21 protein-coding genes and 1 tRNA gene are annotated in these 21394 nt (G+C 67.0%); 13 read left to right on the forward strand and 9 right to left on the reverse strand.

All coding sequences use genetic code 11. The features are described 5' to 3' along the window. Position 1 precedes the first annotated feature (1 nt). The 3 genes from lptC to DB459_RS08570 form a co-directional block, all read right to left on the reverse strand. A complete protein-coding gene (lptC, locus tag DB459_RS08560; RefSeq protein WP_253713478.1) occupies positions 2-754 on the reverse strand; it encodes an LPS export ABC transporter periplasmic protein LptC in 753 nt (250 codons plus the stop codon). Positions 755-1205: 451 nt separating this feature from the next. Next, positions 1206-1820 (reverse strand): ribonuclease D, encoded by a 615-nt coding sequence (locus DB459_RS08565; RefSeq protein WP_253712448.1) that lies wholly within the window; start codon positions 1818-1820, stop codon positions 1206-1208. Between the two features lie 221 nt (positions 1821-2041). Then, a tRNA-Leu gene (locus DB459_RS08570) sits at positions 2042-2126 on the reverse strand. Between the two features lie 224 nt (positions 2127-2350). Between DB459_RS08570 and DB459_RS08575 the strand changes: the two genes are divergently transcribed. After that, the gene (locus DB459_RS08575; RefSeq protein ID WP_253712449.1) at positions 2351-3370 is read left to right on the forward strand and encodes a complex I NDUFA9 subunit family protein; all 1020 of its coding nucleotides are present in this window, start codon (positions 2351-2353) and stop codon (positions 3368-3370) included. Positions 3371-3506: 136 nt separating this feature from the next. Here DB459_RS08575 and DB459_RS08580 read toward each other — a convergent pair whose 3' ends face one another. Next, positions 3507-4313: an undecaprenyl-diphosphate phosphatase gene (locus DB459_RS08580; RefSeq protein ID WP_253712450.1), complete on the reverse strand. Its 807-nt coding sequence runs from the start codon at positions 4311-4313 to the stop codon at positions 3507-3509. Between the two features lie 252 nt (positions 4314-4565). On the opposite strand from DB459_RS08580, the gene DB459_RS08585 reads away from it, so the two are divergent. Together DB459_RS08585 and queG are read left to right on the forward strand one after the other, a co-directional pair. Beyond that, positions 4566-5258, forward strand: coding sequence for a glutathione S-transferase family protein (locus DB459_RS08585; protein ID WP_253712451.1), 693 nt, complete (start codon positions 4566-4568; stop codon positions 5256-5258). Further along, positions 5207-6397 (forward strand): tRNA epoxyqueuosine(34) reductase QueG, encoded by a 1191-nt coding sequence (gene queG / locus DB459_RS08590; protein WP_253713479.1) that lies wholly within the window; start codon positions 5207-5209, stop codon positions 6395-6397. The genes DB459_RS08585 and queG overlap by 52 nt, the downstream gene beginning before the upstream one ends. Positions 6398-6429: 32 nt before the next feature. Here the strand turns inward: queG and DB459_RS08595 are convergent, their stop codons facing one another. Further along, positions 6430-7224 carry a carboxylesterase gene (locus tag DB459_RS08595; protein ID WP_253712452.1) on the reverse strand — a complete coding sequence of 265 codons (795 nt, stop codon included), beginning with the start codon at positions 7222-7224 and terminating at the stop codon, positions 6430-6432. 255 nt (positions 7225-7479) lie between these two features. Between DB459_RS08595 and infC the strand changes: the two genes are divergently transcribed. The 6 genes from infC to DB459_RS08625 all read left to right on the forward strand — a co-directional run bounded on the left by infC (position 7480) and on the right by DB459_RS08625 (position 13820). Beyond that, positions 7480-8019: a translation initiation factor IF-3 gene (gene infC / locus DB459_RS08600; protein ID WP_253713480.1), complete on the forward strand. Its 540-nt coding sequence runs from the start codon at positions 7480-7482 to the stop codon at positions 8017-8019. 341 nt (positions 8020-8360) lie between these two features. Next, positions 8361-8561 (forward strand): 50S ribosomal protein L35, encoded by a 201-nt coding sequence (gene rpmI / locus DB459_RS08605; RefSeq protein ID WP_253712453.1) that lies wholly within the window; start codon positions 8361-8363, stop codon positions 8559-8561. Between the two features lie 62 nt (positions 8562-8623). Continuing rightward, positions 8624-8983, forward strand: coding sequence for a 50S ribosomal protein L20 (gene rplT, locus DB459_RS08610; RefSeq protein WP_211968734.1), 360 nt, complete (start codon positions 8624-8626; stop codon positions 8981-8983). 126 nt (positions 8984-9109) lie between these two features. Further along, positions 9110-10192, forward strand: a complete 1083-nt coding sequence (pheS, locus tag DB459_RS08615) for a phenylalanine--tRNA ligase subunit alpha (RefSeq protein ID WP_253712454.1) — start codon at positions 9110-9112, stop codon at positions 10190-10192. Continuing rightward, entirely contained in the window at positions 10189-12609 is a 2421-nt protein-coding gene (gene pheT / locus DB459_RS08620) for a phenylalanine--tRNA ligase subunit beta (RefSeq protein ID WP_253712455.1), read from the forward strand. Before pheS ends, pheT begins: the two co-directional genes overlap by 4 nt. Positions 12610-12869: 260 nt before the next feature. Beyond that, entirely contained in the window at positions 12870-13820 is a 951-nt protein-coding gene (locus DB459_RS08625) for an MBL fold metallo-hydrolase (protein WP_253712456.1), read from the forward strand. 124 nt (positions 13821-13944) lie between these two features. Here DB459_RS08625 and DB459_RS08630 read toward each other — a convergent pair whose 3' ends face one another. Further along, the gene (locus tag DB459_RS08630; protein WP_253712457.1) at positions 13945-15375 is read right to left on the reverse strand and encodes an FAD-dependent oxidoreductase; all 1431 of its coding nucleotides are present in this window, start codon (positions 15373-15375) and stop codon (positions 13945-13947) included. Positions 15376-15648: 273 nt separating this feature from the next. Here DB459_RS08630 and DB459_RS08635 point away from each other — a divergent pair, with 273 nt between their 5' ends. Both DB459_RS08635 and DB459_RS08640 read left to right on the forward strand, forming a co-directional pair. Further along, entirely contained in the window at positions 15649-16527 is an 879-nt protein-coding gene (locus DB459_RS08635; protein WP_253712458.1) for a YiiX/YebB-like N1pC/P60 family cysteine hydrolase, read from the forward strand. A gap of 151 nt (positions 16528-16678) precedes the next feature. Beyond that, on the forward strand, positions 16679-17431 hold the full coding sequence (locus tag DB459_RS08640) for a sulfate transporter family protein (protein ID WP_253712459.1): 753 nt from the start codon (positions 16679-16681) through the stop codon (positions 17429-17431). A 21-nt stretch (positions 17432-17452) separates the two neighbouring features. Here the strand turns inward: DB459_RS08640 and nth are convergent, their stop codons facing one another. After that, positions 17453-18238: an endonuclease III gene (gene nth / locus DB459_RS08645; protein ID WP_371926968.1), complete on the reverse strand. Its 786-nt coding sequence runs from the start codon at positions 18236-18238 to the stop codon at positions 17453-17455. A gap of 22 nt (positions 18239-18260) precedes the next feature. Between nth and DB459_RS08650 the strand changes: the two genes are divergently transcribed. Further along, complete coding sequence (locus DB459_RS08650; RefSeq protein ID WP_253712461.1) at positions 18261-18797, forward strand: DUF2244 domain-containing protein; 537 nt, start codon at positions 18261-18263, stop codon at positions 18795-18797. A 53-nt stretch (positions 18798-18850) separates the two neighbouring features. Continuing rightward, on the forward strand, positions 18851-19750 hold the full coding sequence (locus DB459_RS08655) for a methylated-DNA--[protein]-cysteine S-methyltransferase (RefSeq protein ID WP_253712462.1): 900 nt from the start codon (positions 18851-18853) through the stop codon (positions 19748-19750). A gap of 108 nt (positions 19751-19858) precedes the next feature. Here the strand turns inward: DB459_RS08655 and DB459_RS08660 are convergent, their stop codons facing one another. Beyond that, on the reverse strand, positions 19859-20482 hold the full coding sequence (locus DB459_RS08660; protein WP_253712463.1) for a 2,3-bisphosphoglycerate-dependent phosphoglycerate mutase: 624 nt from the start codon (positions 20480-20482) through the stop codon (positions 19859-19861). A 58-nt stretch (positions 20483-20540) separates the two neighbouring features. Further along, positions 20541-21356 (reverse strand): 4-hydroxy-tetrahydrodipicolinate reductase, encoded by an 816-nt coding sequence (gene dapB, locus DB459_RS08665; protein ID WP_253712464.1) that lies wholly within the window; start codon positions 21354-21356, stop codon positions 20541-20543. Between the last annotated feature and the right edge of the window lie 38 nt (positions 21357-21394).

Genomic DNA, 21394 nt, shown 5'->3' on the forward strand with positions numbered 1-21394 from the left:
CTCATGGCTCGCGCTTCCGGCGCGCCGGCGCCGGGCGCGGCCGCGGCTCGGCGACGCTTTCGACAACCGGCGGCGCCGCCGCGGTTTCGGCGGCACCGGCATCGCCGGCGGGCTTGGGGCCCTCGTCGAGAAACAATGTCATCGACACGCCGCCACCAAAGACGACCAGCACGCCGTTGTCGATGATGCGTAGCTTGTTGGAATTGAGCGTACCGTTGAGCAGCTTGACCGCGACCGGCTCGTCGGAGGAGACGGTACCTTTGGCGAGATCGACCTGGGCCTGGGTGAGACGCGCCTCGTAGCCGGTGGACGACTGCAGGAAGATATCCTGCTTGAGATCGAGCAACTGGGTCTTGGTGTCGAAAAACCCGACCTTCGAGTCCATGGTAACGGTGCTCTTGTCTTCCATCTGCACCTTGGCGCTCATGTCCTGCAATTCAACGTGCACCGGATCGGTGACATCCTGGGTGGCGGTCTTCGCGCGCAGGTCATAGGGGCGCTGGTCGGGCGTGAAGCCGGTGAGATGCGGCGACTGCATGGTGATCTTGGTCCCCGAGACCACCAGGTTGCCGGCGCTGAGCGGCAGTTTGGAGAGCAGCCGGAACGGATTGAAGACGGACGCGGCGACGATCAGCAGAATCGCAAGTCCCACCACGGTGGGGATGGCCCGGCGCAGGAAGCGGACGCGGGCGCTGTGACGGCTCGCGCGGGCAAAACGCCGCTCCATCCCGGCCTGATAGCTCTGCTGGTCCATCAACGTCACGGCGGCTCCGCGGCTCCAGTGCCCGCTTTGCGAAGATCCCCCGGACACAATCCCCGAAGGCAAGTCTAACCCGGCGGCCCCGGCGGTGCAGCCCTCCCACACGCCCGCTTACGCGCGTCGGATCCGAAACCGCACTAGAATCCTATTGATGCTGGTGTCCCTTTGTTTCCAACGTTCGTCGGAGCACCTGCTGCAAAGGAATACGAACGTTGGAAACCGGACACCAGTGTGGCGTCTCGCAATTGCCTACCGCCTTGGCGGCAAGCCTCTCGTAGGCAATTGCGAGACATAAGCCACACTAGCACTTTGATTTTGCTAGTGTCCCTTATGTCTCCGAATTGCCGTGCGAGCGAGAGGCAAACGAAGCGGTAATTCGGAGACGGGACACTAGGACTGTGACCGAAAGGCGGCACCACCGGCCCCGCGGCAACGGATCGCAACGTTACGAATGCGAGAAGATGTCCTGGTCGTGCCAGCCCTGCAGATCGAGCAGCGCCCGGGCCGGCAGGAAGCCGAAGCAGGCGCCGGCAAGCGCGGTGCGGTTCTCCCGCGCCAGCATCGCGTCGAGCCGCTCGCGCAGCTGATGCAGGTGGAGCACGTCGGAGGCGGCATAGGCGAGCTGGGCGTCGGTCAGCGCCGCGGCGCCCCAGTCGCTCGACTGCTGCTGCTTGGAGAGCTCGACGCCGAGCAGTTCGCGCACCAGGTCCTTGAGGCCGTGGCGATCGGTGTAGGTGCGGACAAGCCGCGACGCGATCTTGGTGCAATAGACCGGCTGCGGCATCACGCCGAAAGTGTTGAACAGCACCGCGACGTCGAAGCGGGCGTAGTGGAAGATCTTGGTGACCGCCGGATCGCCCAGCAGCTTCTTCAGGTTCGGCGCGTCGCGGTGACCGGCCGGAATCTGCACCACGTCGGCGGTGCCGTCGCCGTTGGAGAGCTGCACCACGCAGAGCCGGTCGCGGTGCGGATTGAGGCCGAGGGTCTCGGTGTCGATGGCCACCGAGGCGGTGTAGCGGCCGAGGTCGGGCAGATCGCCCCGATGCAGACGGATGGTCATGGCGTCTCGATGTATGTCGGTTGCAAATGAAATATTGGCCGCCTCGTTAGCCGAAAGCGGGCCGAATCGCACGACAATATCGCGGTCGAAGCTTAATCGGGGGTTCCCGGGGTCCGGACGACGTCCATCGGACCTGCCGTTCGGCCGACGCCTGGGGCGCCGCGAGGCGACAGTTTTACGGCCTCGACGATCGGGGAAGCATCATCTTCAAAAGAGAAAGATGGTGCCCAGGAAAGGACTCGAACCTTCACGGCTTGCACCACTGGTACCTGAAACCAGCGCGTCTACCAATTCCGCCACCTGGGCAACGGGGCGACACATAGAGGGGTTGGTTTCGCCTTGTCAACAGCGGCGACCGCAATGCCGCCCGGCCGGTGCGCGAAAGCGCGGGCAAGGGGTCGCCACACCCCGATCCCCTCTTTGCGGACCGGGCGATAGTGTGCGACACCAGCGCCGCGTGGCGCCCCTGCGCCGCCCATTGCCCTTGCCAGGAATGCGACTTCGGACTGTCCGCCGAGGAATTCACGCCGATGACCACACCCGCCGACGCCCCCCGATTCACCGCCCAAGGCTTCAATCAAGGCTTTGGCGACCAAACCCTGGAAACCCTGATCACCGTTTTCGGCGGCTCGGGCTTTCTCGGCCGGCACGTGGTGCGGGCGCTGGCCAAGCGCGGCTACCGCATCCGGGTGGCGGTGCGGCGCCCGGACCTCGCCGGCCATCTCCAGCCGCTCGGCAGGGTCGGCCAGATTCATGCCGTCCAGGCCAACCTGCGCTACCCCGAATCGGTGACCGCGGCGGTGCGCGGCAGCGCCGTGGTGATCAACCTCGTCGGGATTCTCGCCGAATCGGGCGCCCAGACCTTCAAGTCGGTCCAGGACGAAGGCGCCGCTGCCGTGGCGGCGGCAGCGAACGGCGCCGGCGCCCGGCTGATCCATGTCTCGGCGATCGGCGCCGATGCGCAATCGGCCTCGCTCTACGCCCGCAGCAAGGCGGCTGGCGAGGCCGCGATCCGCGCCGTCCTGCCCGGCAGCATCGTCTTCCGCCCGTCGGTGGTGTTCGGTCCGGAGGACCAGTTCACCAACCGCTTCGCCGCGCTGGCGCGCGTCATGCCGCTGCTGCCGCTGGTCGGCGGCGACACCAGGCTGCAGCCGGTCTTCGTCGGCGATGTCGCGGCGGCCATCGCATCGGCCGTCGATGGCAAGGCGCGTGCCGGCGCGACCTACGAACTCGGCGGGCCCGAGGTGATGACCATGCGCGAGATCATCGAACTGATCCTCGCCACCATCCATCGCGAACGGGCGCTGCTGCCGCTGCCCTTGCCGCTAGCGAAGCTGCAGGCCCTGGTCCTGCAATACGCCCCCGGCGCCCTCAAGCTGACGCCGGACCAGGTCGAACTGCTGCGCAACGACAACGTGGTGTCGGAAGCCGCCAAAGCCGCGGGCCTGACCCTCGAAGGCCTCGGCATCGTGCCGGAATCGCTCGCCGCGATCCTGCCGTCCTATCTCTGGCGCTTCCGCAAGACCGGCCAGTTCTCGCACGCGGCGTAAATCGATCGTCGTGCCCGCGCTTGCCGCCGGCATCCACGCCTCGAACATGCTTCAGCAAGCAGGACGTGACTGGCCGGGACAAGCCCGGCTGCGCCTCATGGCAATGAAGGCGCGGCGCGCGACATGAATCGCCCGCTCACTTGCCCAGCGCCAACGCGATCAGCCCGAGCGTGCCGACGGTGACGCGCCACCAGGCGAAGAAGGCGAAGCCGTTGCGGGTGACGAATTCGAGGAAGGTGCGCACCACGATCGCCGCGGTGATGAAGGACACGACGAATCCGATCGCCACGATGGCGATGTGATCGGTATTCATCTCGGCGCGGTTCTTGTAGAAATCATAGGCGAAGGCGCCGACCATGGTCGGGATCGCCAGGAAGAACGAAAACTCCGCCGACGAGCGCTTGTCGGCGCCGAACAGCATCGCCGAGACGATGCTGGCGCCCGAGCGGGAGACACCCGGAATCATCGCCGCGCATTGGGCGACGCCGATGCCGAAATACATCGGCAGCGAGAAGCTGGTGGCATCGTGGTAGCGCGGGTAGAGGTCGATCTGGTCGACCCACAGCAGCACGGCGCCGCCGACGATCAGCGAGAAGCACACGACCCAGGGATTGAACAGGTAGCTCTTGATCAGGCCGCCGGCGAGCGCGCCGATGACGGCGGCTGGCAGGAAGGCGACGAGCACGCCGATGACGAAGCGCCGGGCATCCGGATCGGTGAACATGCCGAGCGCGATGCGCCACAGCCGGCCGAAATAGATCATCAGGATGGCGAGGATGGCGCCGAGCTGAATCAGCACGGCGAAGCTCTTCCAGAAACCGCTGTCATCGAGACCGAAGAAGCGTTCGACCAGCAGCAGATGTCCGGTCGAGGAAACAGGCAGGAATTCGGTGACGCCCTCGACGATGCCGAGAAGAATCGCCCTGATCGTGTCCGACAGCATGTGATGATCCGTGGAAACCTTGGCTTCGCCCCGCGAAAAAGCCGCCCCTTGTGGCTTATTCGCTGCATCGTCGCAACGCCAAAACCGCGCCATGACGGCTTGACAGCGCACAGCATTGCGGCGACCGGAGGCCTGCGCCGCCGCTGCCGCCGAATTGGCGCCTTGCCCGCGGGGACAATGCCGTTAGTTTGGGCGGCGCTGTCATCAAACGGCCACGAACTTTTAAGCTTTTGCCGTCAACCCAGGGGCCTCATGTTCACACTGTTCCATCATCCGTTCTGTCCGCATTCGCGCTTCGTCCGGCTCGCGCTCGGCGAATACGGGCTCGACGTGCGATTGGTGGAGGAGCGGGTATGGGAACGCCGCGAGGCCTTTCTCGCCCTCAATCCGGCCGGCGCAACGCCGGTGATGATCGCCGAGGGCGCGCCGCCGATCCCGAGCGCCGCCATCATCGGCGAATACCTCGATGAGATGCACGGCGAAGGGCTCGAGGACCACCGCATGCTGCCGAAGACCCAGGCCGAGCGCATCGAGGTGCGGCGGCTGATGGCCTGGTTCAACGAGAAATTCTACGAGGAGGCGAGCGGCCCCCTGGTCACCGAGCGCATTTACAAGCGTTATATGACCGAGGAGGACGGCGGCGGGCCGCCGTCGACCGACGTGATTCGCGCGGCCAAGACCAATGTGCGCTATCATCTCGCTTATATCGGCTGGCTGGCGCGGTCGCGGAACTTCCTCGCCGGCGATACGCTCACCTACGCCGATCTCGCCGCCGCGGCGCATCTGTCGGCGATCGATTATGTCGGCGATGTGCCGTGGGCCGAAGACGAAGGCGCCAAGGCATGGTACGCGCGCATCAAGTCGAGGCCGTCATTCCGCCCGCTGCTGAGCGAGTGGCTGGCGGGCGTGCCGGCCTCGCCGACCTACGTGGATCTCGACTTCTGAGCGCGCCGGCGGCCGCGCCCTCCGCTGCCGACAGCCTGCGCGCCGCGCTGGCCCTTGAAGCCGCCGCGCTCGGCTTCGACGCCGTCGGCGTCACCGACCCCGCCGCCATCCGCGAGGCCGGGCCGCGTTTTGTCCAATTCCTCGACAGCGGCGGCCATGGCGACATGGACTGGCTCGCCCGCGAGCCGGCGCGGCGCACCGATCCGCGCGTGCTGTGGAGCGAGGTGCGCTCGATCATCATGCTCGGCGTCAATTACGGCCCCGACGAAGATCCACGCGCCGCTCTCGCCCGGCGCAGCCACGGCGCGATTTCGGTCTATGCGCGCGGCGACGACTATCACGACCTGATCAAGAAACGCCTCAAGACGCTGGCGCGCTGGCTCGTCGCCCGCGCCGGCGGCGATGTCAAAGTCTTCGTCGATACCGCCGCGGTGATGGAGAAACCGCTCGCCCATCAGGCCGGGCTCGGCTGGCAGGGCCGCCACACCAACCTGGTGTCGCGGCGCTTTGGCTCCTGGCTGTTCCTCGGCGCGATCTATACCACCCTCGAGCTGCCGCGGGACGCGGCCGAAACCGACCATTGCGGCACCTGCCGCGCCTGCCTCGACGCCTGTCCGACCGATGCCTTTCCCGCGCCCTACCGGCTCGACGCACGGCGCTGCATTTCCTACCTCACCATCGAGCACAAGGGCGCGATCCCGCGCGCCTTCCGCAAAGCCATCGGCAACCGCATCTACGGCTGCGACGATTGCCTCGCGGTCTGCCCGTGGAACAAGTTCGCGCAGCAAGGCCGCGAAGCCAGACTGGCGGCCCGCGGCGAATTGCGCGCGCCGCCGCTGGCCGAGCTCGCACGGCTCGACGACGCCGCCTTCCGCGCCCGCTTCAGGGGCTCCCCGGTCAAGCGCATCGGCCGCGCCCGCTTCCTGCGCAATGTGCTGATCGCGATCGGCAATTCCGGCGATCCCGCGCTCGTCGAGGAGGCCTTGCGGCTGCGACACGACGACGATGCGCTGGTGCGCGGCGCCGCCGCCTGGGCCCTGACGGAGCTGCTGCCGCCCGACGATTTCGCGGCGCTGGCCGCCATCGCCCGCAGCGAAGAGACCGACCCGGAGGTGCTGGCGGAGTGGACGGGCGGGTGAGCGCCCCGCAGGCAGGCGACGCCGCCGCCGCCTCAGCCCTCCGCTGCGGACAATTCCGCGACGGTGGCGAGCAGGCGGGCGATATCCTGCGGCCGTGACAGGCGATGATCGCCGTCCTGGATCATGGTGAGCACCACATCATCGCTCGGCAGCCGATGGGTGAGTTCAAAGGCATGCTGCCAGGGCACGTCGGGATCCTTCGCGCCCTGCAGGATGCGCACCGGGCAGCCGGTCTCGATGCTGCCGCCGAGCACGAGATGCTGCCGGCCGTCCTCGATCAGCGCTTTGGTGATCGGCTGCGGCGCGCCGTATTCGGACGGCCGCAACCAGACCCCGCTGGTTTCGATTTCGGCGCGGATGTCCGGCGAAAACGCCTTCCACATCAGCGCCTCGGTAAAATCCGGCGCCGGCGCGATCAGCACGAGACCCTTGAGCGGCGCGACCGCAGAGCCGCGCCGGCGCAGTTCGCGCGCCAGCAGCAGCGCGATCCAGCCGCCCATCGAGGAACCGATGACGATCTGCGGCCCGTCGCAGAAGCGCTCATAGACGGCGAGGCTTTCCTCCAGCCAGCGACCGATGGTGCCGTCGACGAAGGCGCCGCCGGACTCGCCGTGACCTGAATAGTCGAAGCGGATGCAGGCGCGCCGGTGGGCCGCGGCCCATTCATCGAGCGCCTGCGCCTTGGTGCCCTTCATGTCGGAGGCAAAACCGCCGAGCCAGAACAGGCCGGGCCCCCCACCCGCGCGCCGACGCACCGCGATGCGACGCTGCGCCGCGCCGCCGCCGACATCGATGAAAAGCGGCGCTGCGGCCTCGAATTCGCTCATGGAAGGGACCCTGCAATAAAGATCCGGATGAACCGCCGGATCTGTTGTCGTGGCCGGACAATGGCTTCGCCGGCGGGTGAATTCAACGGCGGCGGCGCTTGCGCGGCCGCGCGGCCCCCTCTATGTCAGCCGCCGCGGGGTGGTCAAATTACCTCTGATTTGACGGTTTCATGCGCGCCGCACGGATCGGCGCTTGCCCGCTTACGCTTATTCCTTCAAACTACGTTCTTCACCAACAGCATTGGAGTTGACCCCATTCGCCGCCCCAACAGAGCGCCAGCCCCCGTCCAGAAGGACGGACCGCGCACCAACGATGAAATCCGCAACGCCCAAATCCAGCTGATCGATCAGAACGGCACCAATCACGGCACGGTCGAGACCATCGTCGCGATCAGGTTGGCCGCCGAGGCCGGCATGGACCTCGTGGAGATCTCGCCGAACAACAATCCTCCCGTCTGCAAGATCATGGATTACGGGAAGTATAAGTTCCAGGCGCAGAAGAAGGCTGCCGAGGCCCGCAAGAAGCAGAAGGTCGTCGAGATCAAGGAGATCAAGCTCCGCCCGATGATCGACGAACACGACTACAGCGTGAAGATGAAGGCGATGCAGCGGTTCTTCGAAGAGGGCGACAAGGTCAAGATCACCTTGCGCTACCGGGGCCGCGAAATGGCGCACCAGGAAATCGGCACCAAGCTGCTGGACCGGGTCAAGTCGGACGTGGCCGAGCTTGCCAAGGTCGAGCAGGACGCCCGTTTCGAGGGTCGCCAGGTGGTGATGGTGCTGGCGCCGCGCTGACAGCGTCGCGTCCATCCTTGCATCCGTGGCCTCCTGCGTCGTCGGAACGAAAGCACGGCCCGTCTTGGCGGGCCGTTTTGCTGTCCGGAAGCGGCGCAAACATCCATGCCGGCCGCTTTGTCGTTGCCAATTGGCCGCCGCTCTGCCATAAGCCCAGCCTTCGCCGCCCGGCTGATCAAGGGCTGCCGTGGCGACGACCTGCCGGACTTTCGACTGGGACCTGGGCTTTCGAGCCTGTCAAAAATCGAGAAACTTCGGCAATTTCAACGCTCTAGCGAGCATTTAGACCGGCCCGCCCTCGTTTCGGGGGCGCGTTGCGTGCCGGAACTTAGGAGAGCCAAATGCCCAAGTTGAAGACCAAATCGGGCGCCAAAAAGCGCTTCAAGGTGACCGCCACAGGCAAGGTCAAGCACGCCCAGCGCGGCAAGCGTCACGGCATGATCAAGCGGACGAAGAAGCAGATCCGCCAGCTCCGCGGCACCCGCGTGCTGTTCAAGACCGACGGCGACAATATCAAGAAATACTTCCTGCCGAACGCCTGATCACACCCGCGCCGCGGCTCGCGGTGCATCTGTCACCCTGTTGAACTTCAAGGAGAACTGTCATGGCTCGCGTTAAACGCGGTGTGACGGCTCACGCCAAGCACAAGAAAGTCTACAAGGCCGCCAAGGGTTATTACGGCCGCCGCAAGAACACCATTCGCGCCGCCAAGCAGGCGGTGGAGAAGGCCGGCCAGTACGCCTTCCGTGACCGCAAGCGCAAGAAGCGCACCTTCCGCGCCCTCTGGATCCAGCGCCTCAACGCCGCCGTGCGTCCGTTCGGCCTGACCTACAGCCGATTTATCGACGGCCTCGCCAAATCGGGCGTGACTGTCGACCGCAAGGTGCTGTCGGATCTGGCCATCCACGAGCCGGCCGCCTTCCAGCTGATCGCCGAAAAGGCCAAGGCCGCGCTCGCGGCCTGAGCCTTATCGCCCGCTTTGACGAGGCCGCGACGACCGGGGTTCTGACCAGGAGCCCCGCCCCGTTCGGCCGGGCTTGAGAACGACCCCCGCCGGACGCCTTTCACCGCTTTTCCGACGGGGCTTTTGATGTCCGACACCACCACACTCCAGGCCGACCTGCTCCAGGCCGTCGCCGCCGCATCCGACGAAGCCGCTCTCGAGGCGGTGCGGGTCGGTGCGCTCGGCAAGAAGGGCTCGATCTCCGCGCTGCTCGCCACTCTCGGCAAGATGTCGCCGGACGAGCGCCGCACCCAGGGCGCCGCGATCAACGCCGTCAAGGACGCGGTCACCGCGGCGCTCGCCGAGCGCCGCGAGGTGCTGCGCGCTGCCGCCCTCGACGCCCGCCTCGCCCGCGAAACCATCGACGTCACCCTGCCGCTGCGCGATCCGCCGGCGGAGAGCGGCCGCATCCATCCGCTCAGCCAGGTCTGGGACGAACTCTCCACCATCTTCGCCGACATGGGTTTCTCGGTCGCCGAAGGGCCCGACATCGAGACCGACGACTACAACTTCACCCGGCTGAACTTCCCCGAAGGCCACCCGGCGCGGGAGATGCACGACACCTTCTTCTTCAATCCGAAGGAGGACGGCTCGCGCCTGCTGCTGCGCACCCACACCTCGCCGGTGCAGGTGCGCACCATGCTGACCCAGCAGCCGCCGATCCGGGTGATCTGCCCGGGCCGCACCTATCGCATCGATTCCGACGCCACCCACACCCCGCAATTCCACCAGGTCGAGGGGCTGGTGATCGACAAGGAGTCCCATCTCGGCCACCTCAAGTGGATCCTGCACGAATTCTGCAAGGCGTTCTTCGAAGTCGACAACGTCAACATGCGCTTCCGTCCGTCGTTCTTCCCCTTCACCGAGCCGTCGCTGGAGGTCGATATCCAGTGCCGCCGCGACAAGGGCGAGATCCGCTTCGGCGAAGGCGAGGACTGGCTGGAGATTCTCGGCTGCGGCATGGTCCATCCCAACGTGCTGCGCGCCTGCGACATCGATCCCGAGGTCTATCAGGGCTTCGCCTGGGGCATGGGGATCGACCGCATCGCCATGCTGAAATACGGCCTGCCGGACCTGCGCGCCCTGTTCGAGGCGGACGGGCGCTGGCTCGATCATTACGGCTTCAAGCCGCTTGAGATGCCCACGCTGGCTGGAGGGCTGTCGTCGTGAAATTCACCCTGTCCTGGCTCAAGGAGCATCTCGAAACCGACGAGCCGCTGGAAAAGCTCGCCGACAAGCTCACCATGATCGGGCTCGAGGTCGAAAACATCGAGGACAAGGCGAAGGCGCTCAAGTCCTTCTCCATCGCCAAGGTGATCTCCGCCGAGAAGCATCCCAACGCCGACAAGCTGCGGGTCTGCATGGTCGACACCGGTGCCGGCGCGCCGGTGCAGGTGGTGTGCGGCGCGCCCAATGCCCGCGCCGGGCTCGTCAGCGTGTTCTCGCCGCCGGGCAGCTATATTCCCGGCAAGAACATCACGCTGGGCGTCGGCACCATCCGCGGCGTCGAAAGCCGCGGCATGCTGTGCTCGGCCGCCGAACTGCAGCTGTCCGAGGACCACGACGGCATCATCGAACTGCCGGCCGACGCGCCGGTGGGCGCGTCCTATGCCGAGTGGGCCGGCCTCGGCGATCCGGTGATCGAGATCAACCTCACCCCCAACCGCCAGGACTGCACCGGCGTGCACGGCATCGCCCGCGACCTCGCGGCCGCCGGCATGGGCACGCTGAAGACGCCGCCGATCCGGCCGGTGAAGGGCGAGATTCCCTGCCCGGTGAAGGTCAAGGTCGAGGCGCCCGATCTCTGCCCCGGCTTCGCGCTGCGCCTCGTGCGCGGCGTCAGGAACGGACCCTCGCCGGAATGGCTGCAGAAGCACCTCGCCGCGATCGGCCTGCGGCCGATCAATGCGCTGGTCGACATCACCAACTTCCTGACCTTCGACCGCGCCCGGCCGCTGCACGTCTTCGACGCGGCCAAGGTCAAGGGTGATCTCGTCGTGCGCCGCGGCCGCGAGGGCGAAAGCCTTCTCGCCCTCGACGGCCGGACCTACGAACTCGATCCCGCCATCTGCGTCATCGCCGATGATGCCGGCGTCGAATCGCTCGCCGGCATCATGGGCGGCGAAGCCTCCGGCTGTTCCGAAGCGACGACCGACGTGCTGATCGAATCGGCGCTGTGGAACGAGTTCAACATCGCCCACACCGGCCGCCGGCTCGGCGTCAATTCCGACGCGCGCTACCGCTTCGAACGCGGCGTCGACCCGGCCTTCATGGTGCCGGGCCTCGACCTCGCGACCAAGCTGGTTCTCGAACTGTGCGGCGGCACCCCCTCGGAAGCGATTGTGGTCGGCAAGCAGCACGGCGACGACCGCGTGATCGATTTCCCGCTGACGGAAGTGAAGCGTCTCGCCGGCATCGACGTGCCGCTGGTCGAGGTCCGGCGGATCCTCGGCCATCTCGGCTTCATGCTCGCCGGCACCGGGCCGGTGGTGAAGATCGCGGTGCCGTCATGGCGCAGCGATGTTCACGGCAAGGCCGACCTCGTCGAGGAGATCATCCGCATCGTCGGCGTCGAACGCATTCCGATGACGCCGTTCCCGCGCGGCGACAATCCGCGCAAGCCGGTGCTCACCAGCCTGCAGCAGCGGACGCGGCGTGCCAAGCGCGCGCTGGCGACACGCGGCATGGTCGAGGCCGTGACCTGGTCGTTCATCGCCAGGAACGAGGCCGTGTTGTTCGGCGGCGGACAGCCGGAACTCACGCTCGCCAATCCGATCGCGGCCGATCTGTCCGACATGCGGCCGAGTCTGTTGCCGGGACTGATCCGCGCCGCCCAGGCCAATGCCGATCGCGGCATCGCCGATCTCGCCCTGTTCGAGGTCGGCCAGGTGTTCCGTGGCGATCGTCCGCAGGACCAGTTCATTGCCGCGAGCGGTCTGCGCCGCGGCCTCGCCAGCGCGCGCGGGGTCGGCCGCCACTGGTCCGGCACCGCGGCGGCGGACGCCTTCGACGCCAAGGGCGACGCCCTCGCCGTGCTCGCCGCCACCGGCGCGCCGATGCAGGGCCTGCAGATCGTGCCGCTCACCGAGGCGAAGCAGGCGCCCGCCTGGCTGCATCCGGGCCGCTCCGGCACGATCCAGATCGGGCCGCAGAACGTCCTCGGCTATTTCGGCGAACTGCATCCGGGTGCGCTGGAAGCGCTCGGCGCCGAAGGCCCGCTGGTCGGCTTCGAGGTGATTCTCGACCGCATTCCGGAGCCCAAGGCACGGCCGACACGCACCAAGCCGCTGCTCGATCTGTCGGCCTTCCAGCCGGTATCGCGCGACTTCGCCTTCATCGTCGATCGCGCGGTGAAGGCCGGCGACGTCGTGCGGGCGGCCCAGGGCGTCGACAAGAAGCTGATCACCAACGTCAGCGTGTTCGATCTCTACGAGGGCAAGGGCATCGAGGACGGCAAGAAGTCGATCGCCATCGCGGTGACGCTGCAGCCACGCGACAAGACCCTGACCGATCAGGAGATCGAGGCGGTGGCCGGCAAGATCGTCGCCGAGATCGTCAAGAAGACCGGCGGCGTGCTGCGCGGGTGAAGACCGAAGCCGGCGGCACGCGCCTCATCATCCGGTGAGATTTCGGTTCAGGAAGGAATTTCTGAACCGAAATCACAGGCGATCGACTGAATCGGCGGATCTGAACCACATCCCCCCTTCGGACGGCGTGCCGACGCGCCGACGCGCTGAATGGATCCGCACGGCGGGCCCTGGGGCGCTGTCGCGGCGTCGCGTTGTCGGCAGCCTTGAGACACCGGGGCAGTCCCGGGAGCACAAGACTGGCAACATGGAGACGCGCCGTGGTCGATCGTCGAGACGTCCTGAAGCTGATGGCGGCCGGTGGCGCGATCGCGCTGGCGCCTGGATCGCTCGCCTTGGCGCAGACCGGCGGCAAGCCGCGCACCCGCATCGTCTTTCTCGGCACCAAAGGCGGACCAAGGGTCGGGATCGGCGCCTCCAATCCGTCCAATGCGGTGGTGGTCAACGGCACGCCCTTTGTCATCGACTGCGGCATGGGCGTCAGCCGGCAGCTCGTCAATGCCGGCATTCCGATTCCGTCCGTCAAATATATCCTGATCACCCACCACCATTCCGACCACAACCTCGAATACGGCAATCTCGCCTACAATGCCTGGGCCGCCGGGCTGTCGACGCCGATCGAGGCCTTCGGCCCCAAGGGGCTCGAGGCCATGACGAAGGATTTCTGGCAGCTCAACAACTTCGACGTCGAGACACGAATCGCCGACGAGGGCCGGCCCGATCCGCGCAAACTGCTGATCGCGAAAGACATCGACGAGGGCGTCGTGCTGCAGACCGCCGACGTCAAGATCACGGCGTTCAGGACGCCGCATCCGCCGATCAAGGACAATTTCGCCTACAAGTTCGAGACGCCGGACGGCGTCATCGTTTTCTCCGGAGACACCGCCTACAATCCCAAGCTCGCCGAATTCGCCAAGGGCGCCGATGTCCTGGTGCATGAGGTGATGTTCGAGCCCGCGGTCGATCGCCTGGTGCTCAAGACCAGGAATGGCGCGTCGCTGAAGAAGCATTTGATGGACAGCCACACCACCACCGACAATGTCGGCCGCATCGCCGCGGCCGCCGGGGTCAAGGTGCTGGCGCTCAACCATTTCGTGCCGGGCGATGATCCGCAGGTCACCGACGAGGACTGGACCGCGGGCGTGAAGAAGCATTTCTCCGGCCGCATCGTCGTCTCCAGGGATCTGATGGAGTTACCGCTGCCGGTGTAGCAAGGCCGGCTAGTCGCCCCTCGTTTCCAACGTTCGTATCCCTTTGCAGCGAGCACGCATGGCAGGAGCCCCGCGCAGCGGGGCCTCTCGAACCGTGGGACCCAATCGTCGTCTCAGCCCGGAATTACATCCTGGGCCAGCCCAGGACCGGCGCGCGAGGGCTCTCGCGCCGTGGCGGCTTGCGCTTCGCCGGCCGCGCCGGCTTCTCCGGAGCGGCCGGTTTCAGCGCGCCGATCCTGGTCAACGCCGCTTCCGCCGCGCGCTCGCCGCTCTGCCAGGCGCCACCGATGGTGCCGAAGGCAGTCTCGTGGACGGCATCGCCGGCCAGGAACAGCGAACCCATCGGTTCCATCAGAATGCGACGGCCGGCCTGGCCGCCGGGCAGCGCCGCCGACATCGCCCCGAGCGCCCACGGCGCCGCGTTCCACCGCGTTGCCGCCGTACGCTTGACCGCGCCGGCAATGTCGCTGCCGAACAGCTTGGTCAGCCATTCGATGGCGAAAGCGATCATCGCCGCCTCGCCCTGGGCGGAGAGATCTCGCCCGAAGCCGCCGCCGATATCGAGCGAGCACACCGCGGAGCCGCCGAGATTGGCCTGGAGCAGGCCGGTGCGGTTGTCCTGGCTCTGCTCGATCAGCACGTCGTCGCGGGCAAGCCCGAGCGGATTGTTCGGCAGTTCCAGCAGCACGCGGTCGTAGCTGCCAAGGGTCAGCTTCGATGCCGCATCGACGACGCGCTTGGGCAGCTCCGGGGCGAATCTGATCTTGCCCGACAGCAACACCGCGGTAGACGCGGTGAGAACGACGGCGCGAGGCGTCACGGTGCCGGCAGGCGTCTCCACCGCGAGATCGCGACCGCCCCAGACGATGCGGGTTACCGGCGTTGACAGCGCCAGCGGCAGGCCCTCGGCGAGCTTCATCAACAATGCGCCGGTACCCTGGCGCGGCGCCACCAGACTGTCGCGGCGGTCGGCGCGGAACTGATCCGCGGCGGAGAGGTCCTTGAGGTCGCGTCCGGTTGCGGCCGGCCCCAGCAAGAACGAAGTCGCGCCGGCCCAGTCGCCGAGGTCCTTGGGCAGCAGGGCCGCGCAGGCGATATCGCCGCGGCGCCCGCCCTCCTCGATGGCGCGGCTGGCCCGCACCAGCGTGACGAGAAACTCCTCGGCTTCGGCGGCCCGGGCATTGCGGCGCCCGACCCGGACCTTCTGGCCCTGGGGTCCTGCGGCCAGTTCCATGCCGACATCGTGAGCGAGCCGCGCCAGATGCTGGGTATCGGCGTTATAGATCCAGCGCCCGCCGCGGTCGACGGCGACGCCGAAGCCGGTCATGTCGGTGAGACAGCGGCCGCCGACACGATCGCCGGCTTCGAGCACTAGCACCTTGCGCCCGGCCGCCGCGATGCGGCGCGCCGCAGCGATGCCGGCGGCGCCGGCGCCGATCACCACGATCTCGGCATCGCGCGGCAACGGCGCGGCAAACGCCCGGCCGGAACCCGGCACGCTGCCGAGGGCGGCCCCGAGCGAGGCGCGCAACAAGGCGCGGCGGCTGATGCTCATGACCGAAACCTCATGACGGAGAATTCCGGATTTTCATGGCATGATTTCCCGAGCATTTCCGCACAACCGATGGTGCGCCGATGGCGCCGTTCCACCTGCCAAAACGGCAGGCCTTCAGGAACTTGCCGTATTGACGCCGCCCCGGCAACGTTCATGCTGAAGCCCCCGTGACGTTTCCACGCCATCTGCGAACCAAATCGCAAGGGCTTTCGTCCAAGATGAAAGAGGGGCTCAAGGAAGCGGACACGACGAGCCGCCCGGGGAAGTGGCACCATGGGTTTCGTGCTTGATACCATCGGAAAGCTGATCGCCCGGTACCTCCAGAAGGAGCTGCCGGGCTACGAGCCTTTTACGCCGAGCGATCCCGAGCGGCTGCGCGGCCTGATCCAGCCGGGCGACGTCCTGCTGGTGGAAGGCAACAGCCGGATCTCCGGCATCATCAAATATCTCACCCAGTCGACCTGGTCTCACGCCGCGCTCTATGTCGGCCCGGTGGACGGCGCCGTCGAGCCGAACGGCGAGCCTCACGTGCTGATCGAAGCGCTGGTCGGCGACGGCGTCATCTCCGCGCCGCTGTCGAAATATTTTCCTTACCACACGCGGTTGTGCCGGCCTGTCGGCCTGTCGTTCGAGGATCGCACCACCGTCTGCCGCTACGCCATCAACCGCATCGGTTTCGGCTACGACACCAAGAACATCGTCGACCTGATGCGCTACCTGTTTCCCGTGCCGGTGCCGCAGCGCTGGCGGCGACGCATGTTCGCGCTGGGGTCGGGTGATCCGACCAAGATCATCTGCTCGGCATTGATCGCCCAGGCCTTCGGCGCGGTCCACTATCCGATCCTGCCGCGGATCACCGAGGCCGGCAGCCGGCAGGCGCGGCGCGAGATCCTGCACATCCGCGATTCCTCGCTCTACATGCCGCGCGATTTCGATATCTCGCCCTATTTCGCCATCCTCAAACCGACGATCGAGCGCGGCTTCGACTACAACGAGCTGCACTGGGCCGACAAACCGAAGCCGCTCGCGGAGGTAGCGGCCGAAGACGATCCCTTTCCAGCGCGAGACGACCAAGATTCGGAGGCGCCGCTGGCGCCGCAGCAACGCGGCGTGAGCACGCCAATGCCTGTTACCGACGAACCCGTGATGTGACGGCCCTGCCGCGGCATGCCGCCGCAGCCTGCTTTGCAGCCTGCCTTGGCATTCCCGTTGCGGCATCCCGCAACCGGCCTTGCGCCGCGGTTCCGCGATGGCTACCTGTCCCCGGCTGTGCCCGGGTAAGGGCGCCGACGGGAACAGGACGATGCTGAACGACGCCTTCAAGGCCCTGACGCAGATGATCTCGCCGCCGATGCGCGGCATCTTGTGGAGGTCGATCGGCCTCTCGCTGGTGCTGATCGCCGTCATCGGCATCCTCCTGCAGCGACTGATGAGCTGGCTCGCCGGCACCGGCGCCGTGTGGCTGGAAGCGACGCTCGGCCCGTCCTTCGACACCACCGTCAATGTGCTGACCTGGGTGCTGTCGATCGCCGCGTCTTTCGGCATCGTCATCGGCGCGGTCTTCCTGATGCCGGCGGTGACCTCGCTGGTGGCGAGCTTCTTCGTCGACGACATCGCCGACATCGTCGAACGCGAACACTATCCGGCGGAGCGTCCCGGCACGGCGTTGCCGGTCGGACTGGCGAGTGTCGAGGGCGTCAAGACGGCGCTGCTCACCGTGCTCGTCTATCTCGTCGCGCTGCCCTTCGTGGTGTTTGCCGGCATCGGCGTCATCGGCTTCTTCATCGCCACCGCCTGGCTGCTCGGCCGCGAGTATTTCGAGCTCGCGGCCATGCGCTTCCGCCCGCCGGCCGAGGCCAAGGCGCTGCGCCGGGAGAATGCGGCGCTGATCTTCACCGCCGGCCTGTTCATCGCCGCCTTCGTCTCGATCCCGATCGTCAATCTGGCGACGCCGCTGTTCGGCATGGCCTTCATGGTCCACGTCCACAAGCGCCTGTCGGGGCCGCGCGCCGAACTGATCGAGCCGTCACGACCGGCTTCGATCGGGCGGCGGTGAGCCGCGCGAACCGGGCCGGGCTCAGACCGCCACCGTCTTCTCCGGCCAGCGGCAAAGATCGTTGATCAGGCAGCGCTCGCACAGCGGCTTGCGGGCGACGCAGGTGTAGCGCCCGTGCAGGATCAGCCAGTGATGGGCGTGGCGCTTGAACTCCGCCGGGATCGCCCGGTCGAGCCCCAGTTCGACCTCCAGCGGCGTCTTGCCGGTGGCGAGGCCGGTGCGATTGCCGACACGAAACAGGTGCGTATCGACGGCGATCGTCGGTTCGCCGAAGGCAATGTTGAGCACCACATTCGCGGTCTTGCGCCCCACTCCCGGCAGCGCCTCGAGCGCGGCACGGTCGCGCGGCACCTCGCTGCCGTGACGGGTAATGAGCTGCTCGGACAATGCGATCACGTTCCTGGCCTTGGTGCGATAGAGGCCGATGGTCTTGATCAATTCGCGCAACCGCTCTTCGCCGAGCGCCACCATCTTCTGCGGCGTGTCGGCGATTGGGAACAGGTTGCGGGTCGCCTTGTTGACTCCGGCGTCGGTGGCCTGGGCCGAGAGCACCACCGCGACCAGCAGCGTGTAGGGATTGAGATGCTCCAGTTCCCCCTTGGGCTCCGGATTGGCGGCGCGGAAGCGGCGAAAGGCCTCTTTGATCTCGGTTTCGGTCCAGGGCCGGTACGCGGTTTTTTTCGCTTTGCCGCCCGCCACCTTGGCGCGCGCGGGCGATTTCGCGGCGCGCGCCTTGCTCGCCTTCGCCACGGCTGCGCGCGGGCGCACGGCAGGGGTGACCTTCGCAGGGTTGATCTTCTTGGCCATGGTGGAGGTATATTCGACCGCAATGGCGTCGAACACCGAAATTGACCGCGACATCGACCCGGCTGCGGCACGGCGCACCCTGCTGCTGGCGGCACGCCTGACGCCGCACCGCTCGCTCAGCCGCACCGGCTTTACGGTGTTGATGTCGTTCATTGGCCTGGTCAGCTTCGCCGCCGGCGCCGCCTTCTGCGCGATGGGCGCCTGGCCGGTGCTCGGCTTTCTCGGTCTCGACCTGCTGGTGATCGGCTGGGCGTTCCGGGTCAATTTCGCCCGCGCCCGCGCCTTCGAGGAGGTCGACGTCTCCTACGAGGAAGTGCGCGTGCGCCGGGTCGACCACCGCGGACGCAGCCTCGAATGGCGCTTCAATCCCCAGTGGGTGCGGATCGACCGCGAGGCCCATGCGGAGTTCGGCATCGAGCACCTCTACCTGGTCTCGCGCGGCGATCGCATCAGCCTCGCGAGCTTCCTCGGCGCGGACGAAAAAGAGAGCTTCTACAAGGTGTTGATCGGCGCCTTGAACGAGGCCCGGCGCGGCCCGAGCTACAATCCGGTGGTTTGACGCTGATCCGAAATCGGGTGGCGATCCGGCGCAGAGAGACTAGCTTTCCGACCATGATGAATCTTGCCCTGACCGATCACCACCCGGCACGGCCGGGCCCCCAGGACGCCGCGCTGCGCGACTACGACGCCGTTCGGCGCGCCATCGCCTTCATGTCCGAGCGCTGGCGGGTGCAGCCGCCGGTGGATGCCGTGGCGGAGGCCGCCGCCGTCACCACCGACGAGTTGCATCACCTGTTCCGCCGCTGGGCCGGCCTGACGCCAAAGGCCTTCATGCAGGCCCTCACCCTCGATCACGCCAAGACGCTGCTACGCAGCTCCGCCAGTGTCCTCGACGCGGCGCTCGATTCCGGCCTGTCCGGGCCCGGCCGGCTGCACGACCTGTTCGTCACCCATGAGGCGATGTCGCCGGGCGAATGGAAATCCGGTGGCGAGGGCATGACCCTGGCCTACGGCTTCCACCCCTCGCCGTTCGGCACCGCGGTGGTGATCGCCAGCGGCCGCGGGCTTGCCGGTCTCGCCTTCGCCGATCCGGGTGAAGAGGCGGCCGCCCTCGCCGACATGCAGCGGCGCTGGCCGCGGGCACATTACATTCAGGACGCGGCAGCGACGGGCGCGCTGGCGCGGCGCATCTTCGACCCGACCCTGTGGCGCCCCGATCAGCCGTTGCGCGTCATCCTGATCGGCACCGATTTCGAAGTGCGGGTCTGGGAGACGCTGCTGAGGATTCCCATGGGCCGGGCCACGACCTATTCGGATATCGCCCTCAGGCTGGAACGGCCGAAGGCGTCCCGCGCCGTCGGTGCCGCCGTGGGCAAGAACCCGATCTCGTTCGTGGTGCCCTGCCATCGCGTCCTCGGCAAGAGCGGCGCCCTCACCGGCTATCACTGGGGCCTGACACGCAAGCAGGCCATGCTGGGCTGGGAAGCGGGACGGGTCGGCGAACCAGGCTGACGCCGGTAGGCGGGCAGCCAAGGACCTCGCGACCAGAAACGTAGATGGCCGGGACGAGCCCGGCCACGACGAAACTCAAAGGCAGGTGCGCCCGGCAAACGGCCCGCCTCAATCGGCGAGATCGACCTTCGATGCCACCGTGGAGTCGGCGTTGAGGGTGTAGATCACCGGCGCGCCGGTGGCGAGTTCACGCTTGACGATCTGCTCGGGGGTGAGCTTCTCCAGCACCATGATCAGCGCCCGCAGCGAATTGCCGTGCGCGGAGATCAGCGTGCGCTTGCCGCGCAACACGAACGGCAGGATCTCCTGGACGTAATAGGGCAAGGCGCGCGCAAGGGTGTCCTTGAGGCTCTCGCCGCCGGGCGGCGCGATGTCATAGGAGCGGCGCCAGATGTGCACCTGCTCCTCGCCCCATTTCGCCCGGGCGTCATCCTTGTTGAGACCCGACAGTTCACCGTAATCGCGCTCGTTCAGGGCCTGGTCGGCGATCACCGGCAGCGTGCTCTGTCCGAGTTCGGCGAGCATCAGAGTGAGGGTGCGCTGGGCGCGGGTCAGCGCCGAAGTAAAGGCGATGTCGAACGACAGGCCCTGCGCCTTGAGCTTGCGGCCGGCGGCCTCGGCCTCGGCGATGCCCTTCTCGGTGAGACCGGGATCCTTCCAGCCGGTGAACAGATTCTTCAGATTCCATTCGCTCTGGCCGTGGCGCACCAGCACGAGAAGTCGATCGCTCATTCGTCGCTAATCCAGGAGTTGAGAGGTCAGAGGGTTGAGAGGTCCGAGAATTGAGTGATTAGAAGTCGGAGAGGCCGAGGACATCGGCCATGGAGTAGAAGCCCGGCGGCTTGTCCTTGGCCCACAGCGCCGCCTTGAGCGCGCCGCGGGCGAAGATCATGCGATCCTCGGAACGATGCGTCAGCTCGATACGCTCGTAGGGACCGGCGAAGATCACCGAATGATCGCCGGTGGCGGTGCCGCCGCGCAGGGTGGCGAAGCCGATATCGCCGGTCCGCCGCGGCCCGGTATGGCCGTCGCGCGAGCGCACCGAATGCTGGCTGAGATCGATGCCGCGGCCTTCGGCGGCGGCGCGACCGAGCAGAAAGGCCGTCCCCGACGGCGCATCGACCTTGGCGCGGTGATGCATCTCGACGATTTCGATGTCGAAATCATCGTCGAGGGCCTTCGCCACCCGCCGCACCAGCGCGGCGAGAAGATTGACGCCCAGGCTCATATTGCCGGACTGCACCACCTTGGCCTGCTTGGAGACGCTGCGGATCACCGCATCGTCGGAGGCCGACAAGCCCGTGGTACCGATGACATGAACGATGCCGCGCTCGGCGGCGATCGCGACGTTGGCGATGGTGGCGGCCGGGACGGTAAAATCGATGATCCCGTCGGCATTGGCCGATAGCGCCCAGAGATCGCCCGACAGCACGACGCCGCACGGCGGCAGGCCGGCGAGCACGCCGGCATCCTTGCCGATCAGCTCCGAACCGGGGGCCTCGAGAGCGCCGGCCAGCACGACCCCGGGGGTCTCACTGATGGCGCGCACCAGCGCCCGGCCCATCCGGCCGCCCGCCCCGGCAATGATCAAGCGCATATCGGCCATGAAACTGCTCAGCACTCCCGATTGGAAACCTGTGATTT

It is taken from the genome of Bradyrhizobium sp. WD16 (assembly GCF_024181725.1).
Taxonomy (GTDB): domain Bacteria; phylum Pseudomonadota; class Alphaproteobacteria; order Rhizobiales; family Xanthobacteraceae; genus Bradyrhizobium_A.

What these genes read in the sequence shown, in the direction of transcription:
- lptC (WP_253713478.1), bottom strand. Translation starts at nt 754, where the DNA reads ATGGACCAGCAGAGCTATCAGGCCGGGATGGAGCGGCGTTTTGCCCGC.
- DB459_RS08565 (WP_253712448.1), bottom strand. Translation starts at nt 1,820, where the DNA reads ATGACCATCCGTCTGCATCGGGGCGATCTGCCCGACCTCGGCCGCTAC.
- DB459_RS08575 (WP_253712449.1), top strand. Translation starts at nt 2,351, where the DNA reads ATGACCACACCCGCCGACGCCCCCCGATTCACCGCCCAAGGCTTCAAT.
- DB459_RS08580 (WP_253712450.1), bottom strand. Translation starts at nt 4,313, where the DNA reads ATGCTGTCGGACACGATCAGGGCGATTCTTCTCGGCATCGTCGAGGGC.
- DB459_RS08585 (WP_253712451.1), top strand. Translation starts at nt 4,566, where the DNA reads ATGTTCACACTGTTCCATCATCCGTTCTGTCCGCATTCGCGCTTCGTC.
- DB459_RS08595 (WP_253712452.1), bottom strand. Translation starts at nt 7,224, where the DNA reads ATGAGCGAATTCGAGGCCGCAGCGCCGCTTTTCATCGATGTCGGCGGC.
- rpmI (WP_253712453.1), top strand. Translation starts at nt 8,361, where the DNA reads ATGCCCAAGTTGAAGACCAAATCGGGCGCCAAAAAGCGCTTCAAGGTG.
- rplT (WP_211968734.1), top strand. Translation starts at nt 8,624, where the DNA reads ATGGCTCGCGTTAAACGCGGTGTGACGGCTCACGCCAAGCACAAGAAA.
- pheS (WP_253712454.1), top strand. Translation starts at nt 9,110, where the DNA reads ATGTCCGACACCACCACACTCCAGGCCGACCTGCTCCAGGCCGTCGCC.
- DB459_RS08630 (WP_253712457.1), bottom strand. Translation starts at nt 15,375, where the DNA reads ATGAGCATCAGCCGCCGCGCCTTGTTGCGCGCCTCGCTCGGGGCCGCC.
- DB459_RS08635 (WP_253712458.1), top strand. Translation starts at nt 15,649, where the DNA reads ATGGGTTTCGTGCTTGATACCATCGGAAAGCTGATCGCCCGGTACCTC.
- DB459_RS08640 (WP_253712459.1), top strand. Translation starts at nt 16,679, where the DNA reads ATGCTGAACGACGCCTTCAAGGCCCTGACGCAGATGATCTCGCCGCCG.
- nth (WP_371926968.1), bottom strand. Translation starts at nt 18,238, where the DNA reads ATGGCCAAGAAGATCAACCCTGCGAAGGTCACCCCTGCCGTGCGCCCG.
- DB459_RS08650 (WP_253712461.1), top strand. Translation starts at nt 18,261, where the DNA reads ATGGCGTCGAACACCGAAATTGACCGCGACATCGACCCGGCTGCGGCA.
- DB459_RS08655 (WP_253712462.1), top strand. Translation starts at nt 18,851, where the DNA reads ATGATGAATCTTGCCCTGACCGATCACCACCCGGCACGGCCGGGCCCC.
- DB459_RS08660 (WP_253712463.1), bottom strand. Translation starts at nt 20,482, where the DNA reads ATGAGCGATCGACTTCTCGTGCTGGTGCGCCACGGCCAGAGCGAATGG.
- dapB (WP_253712464.1), bottom strand. Translation starts at nt 21,356, where the DNA reads ATGGCCGATATGCGCTTGATCATTGCCGGGGCGGGCGGCCGGATGGGC.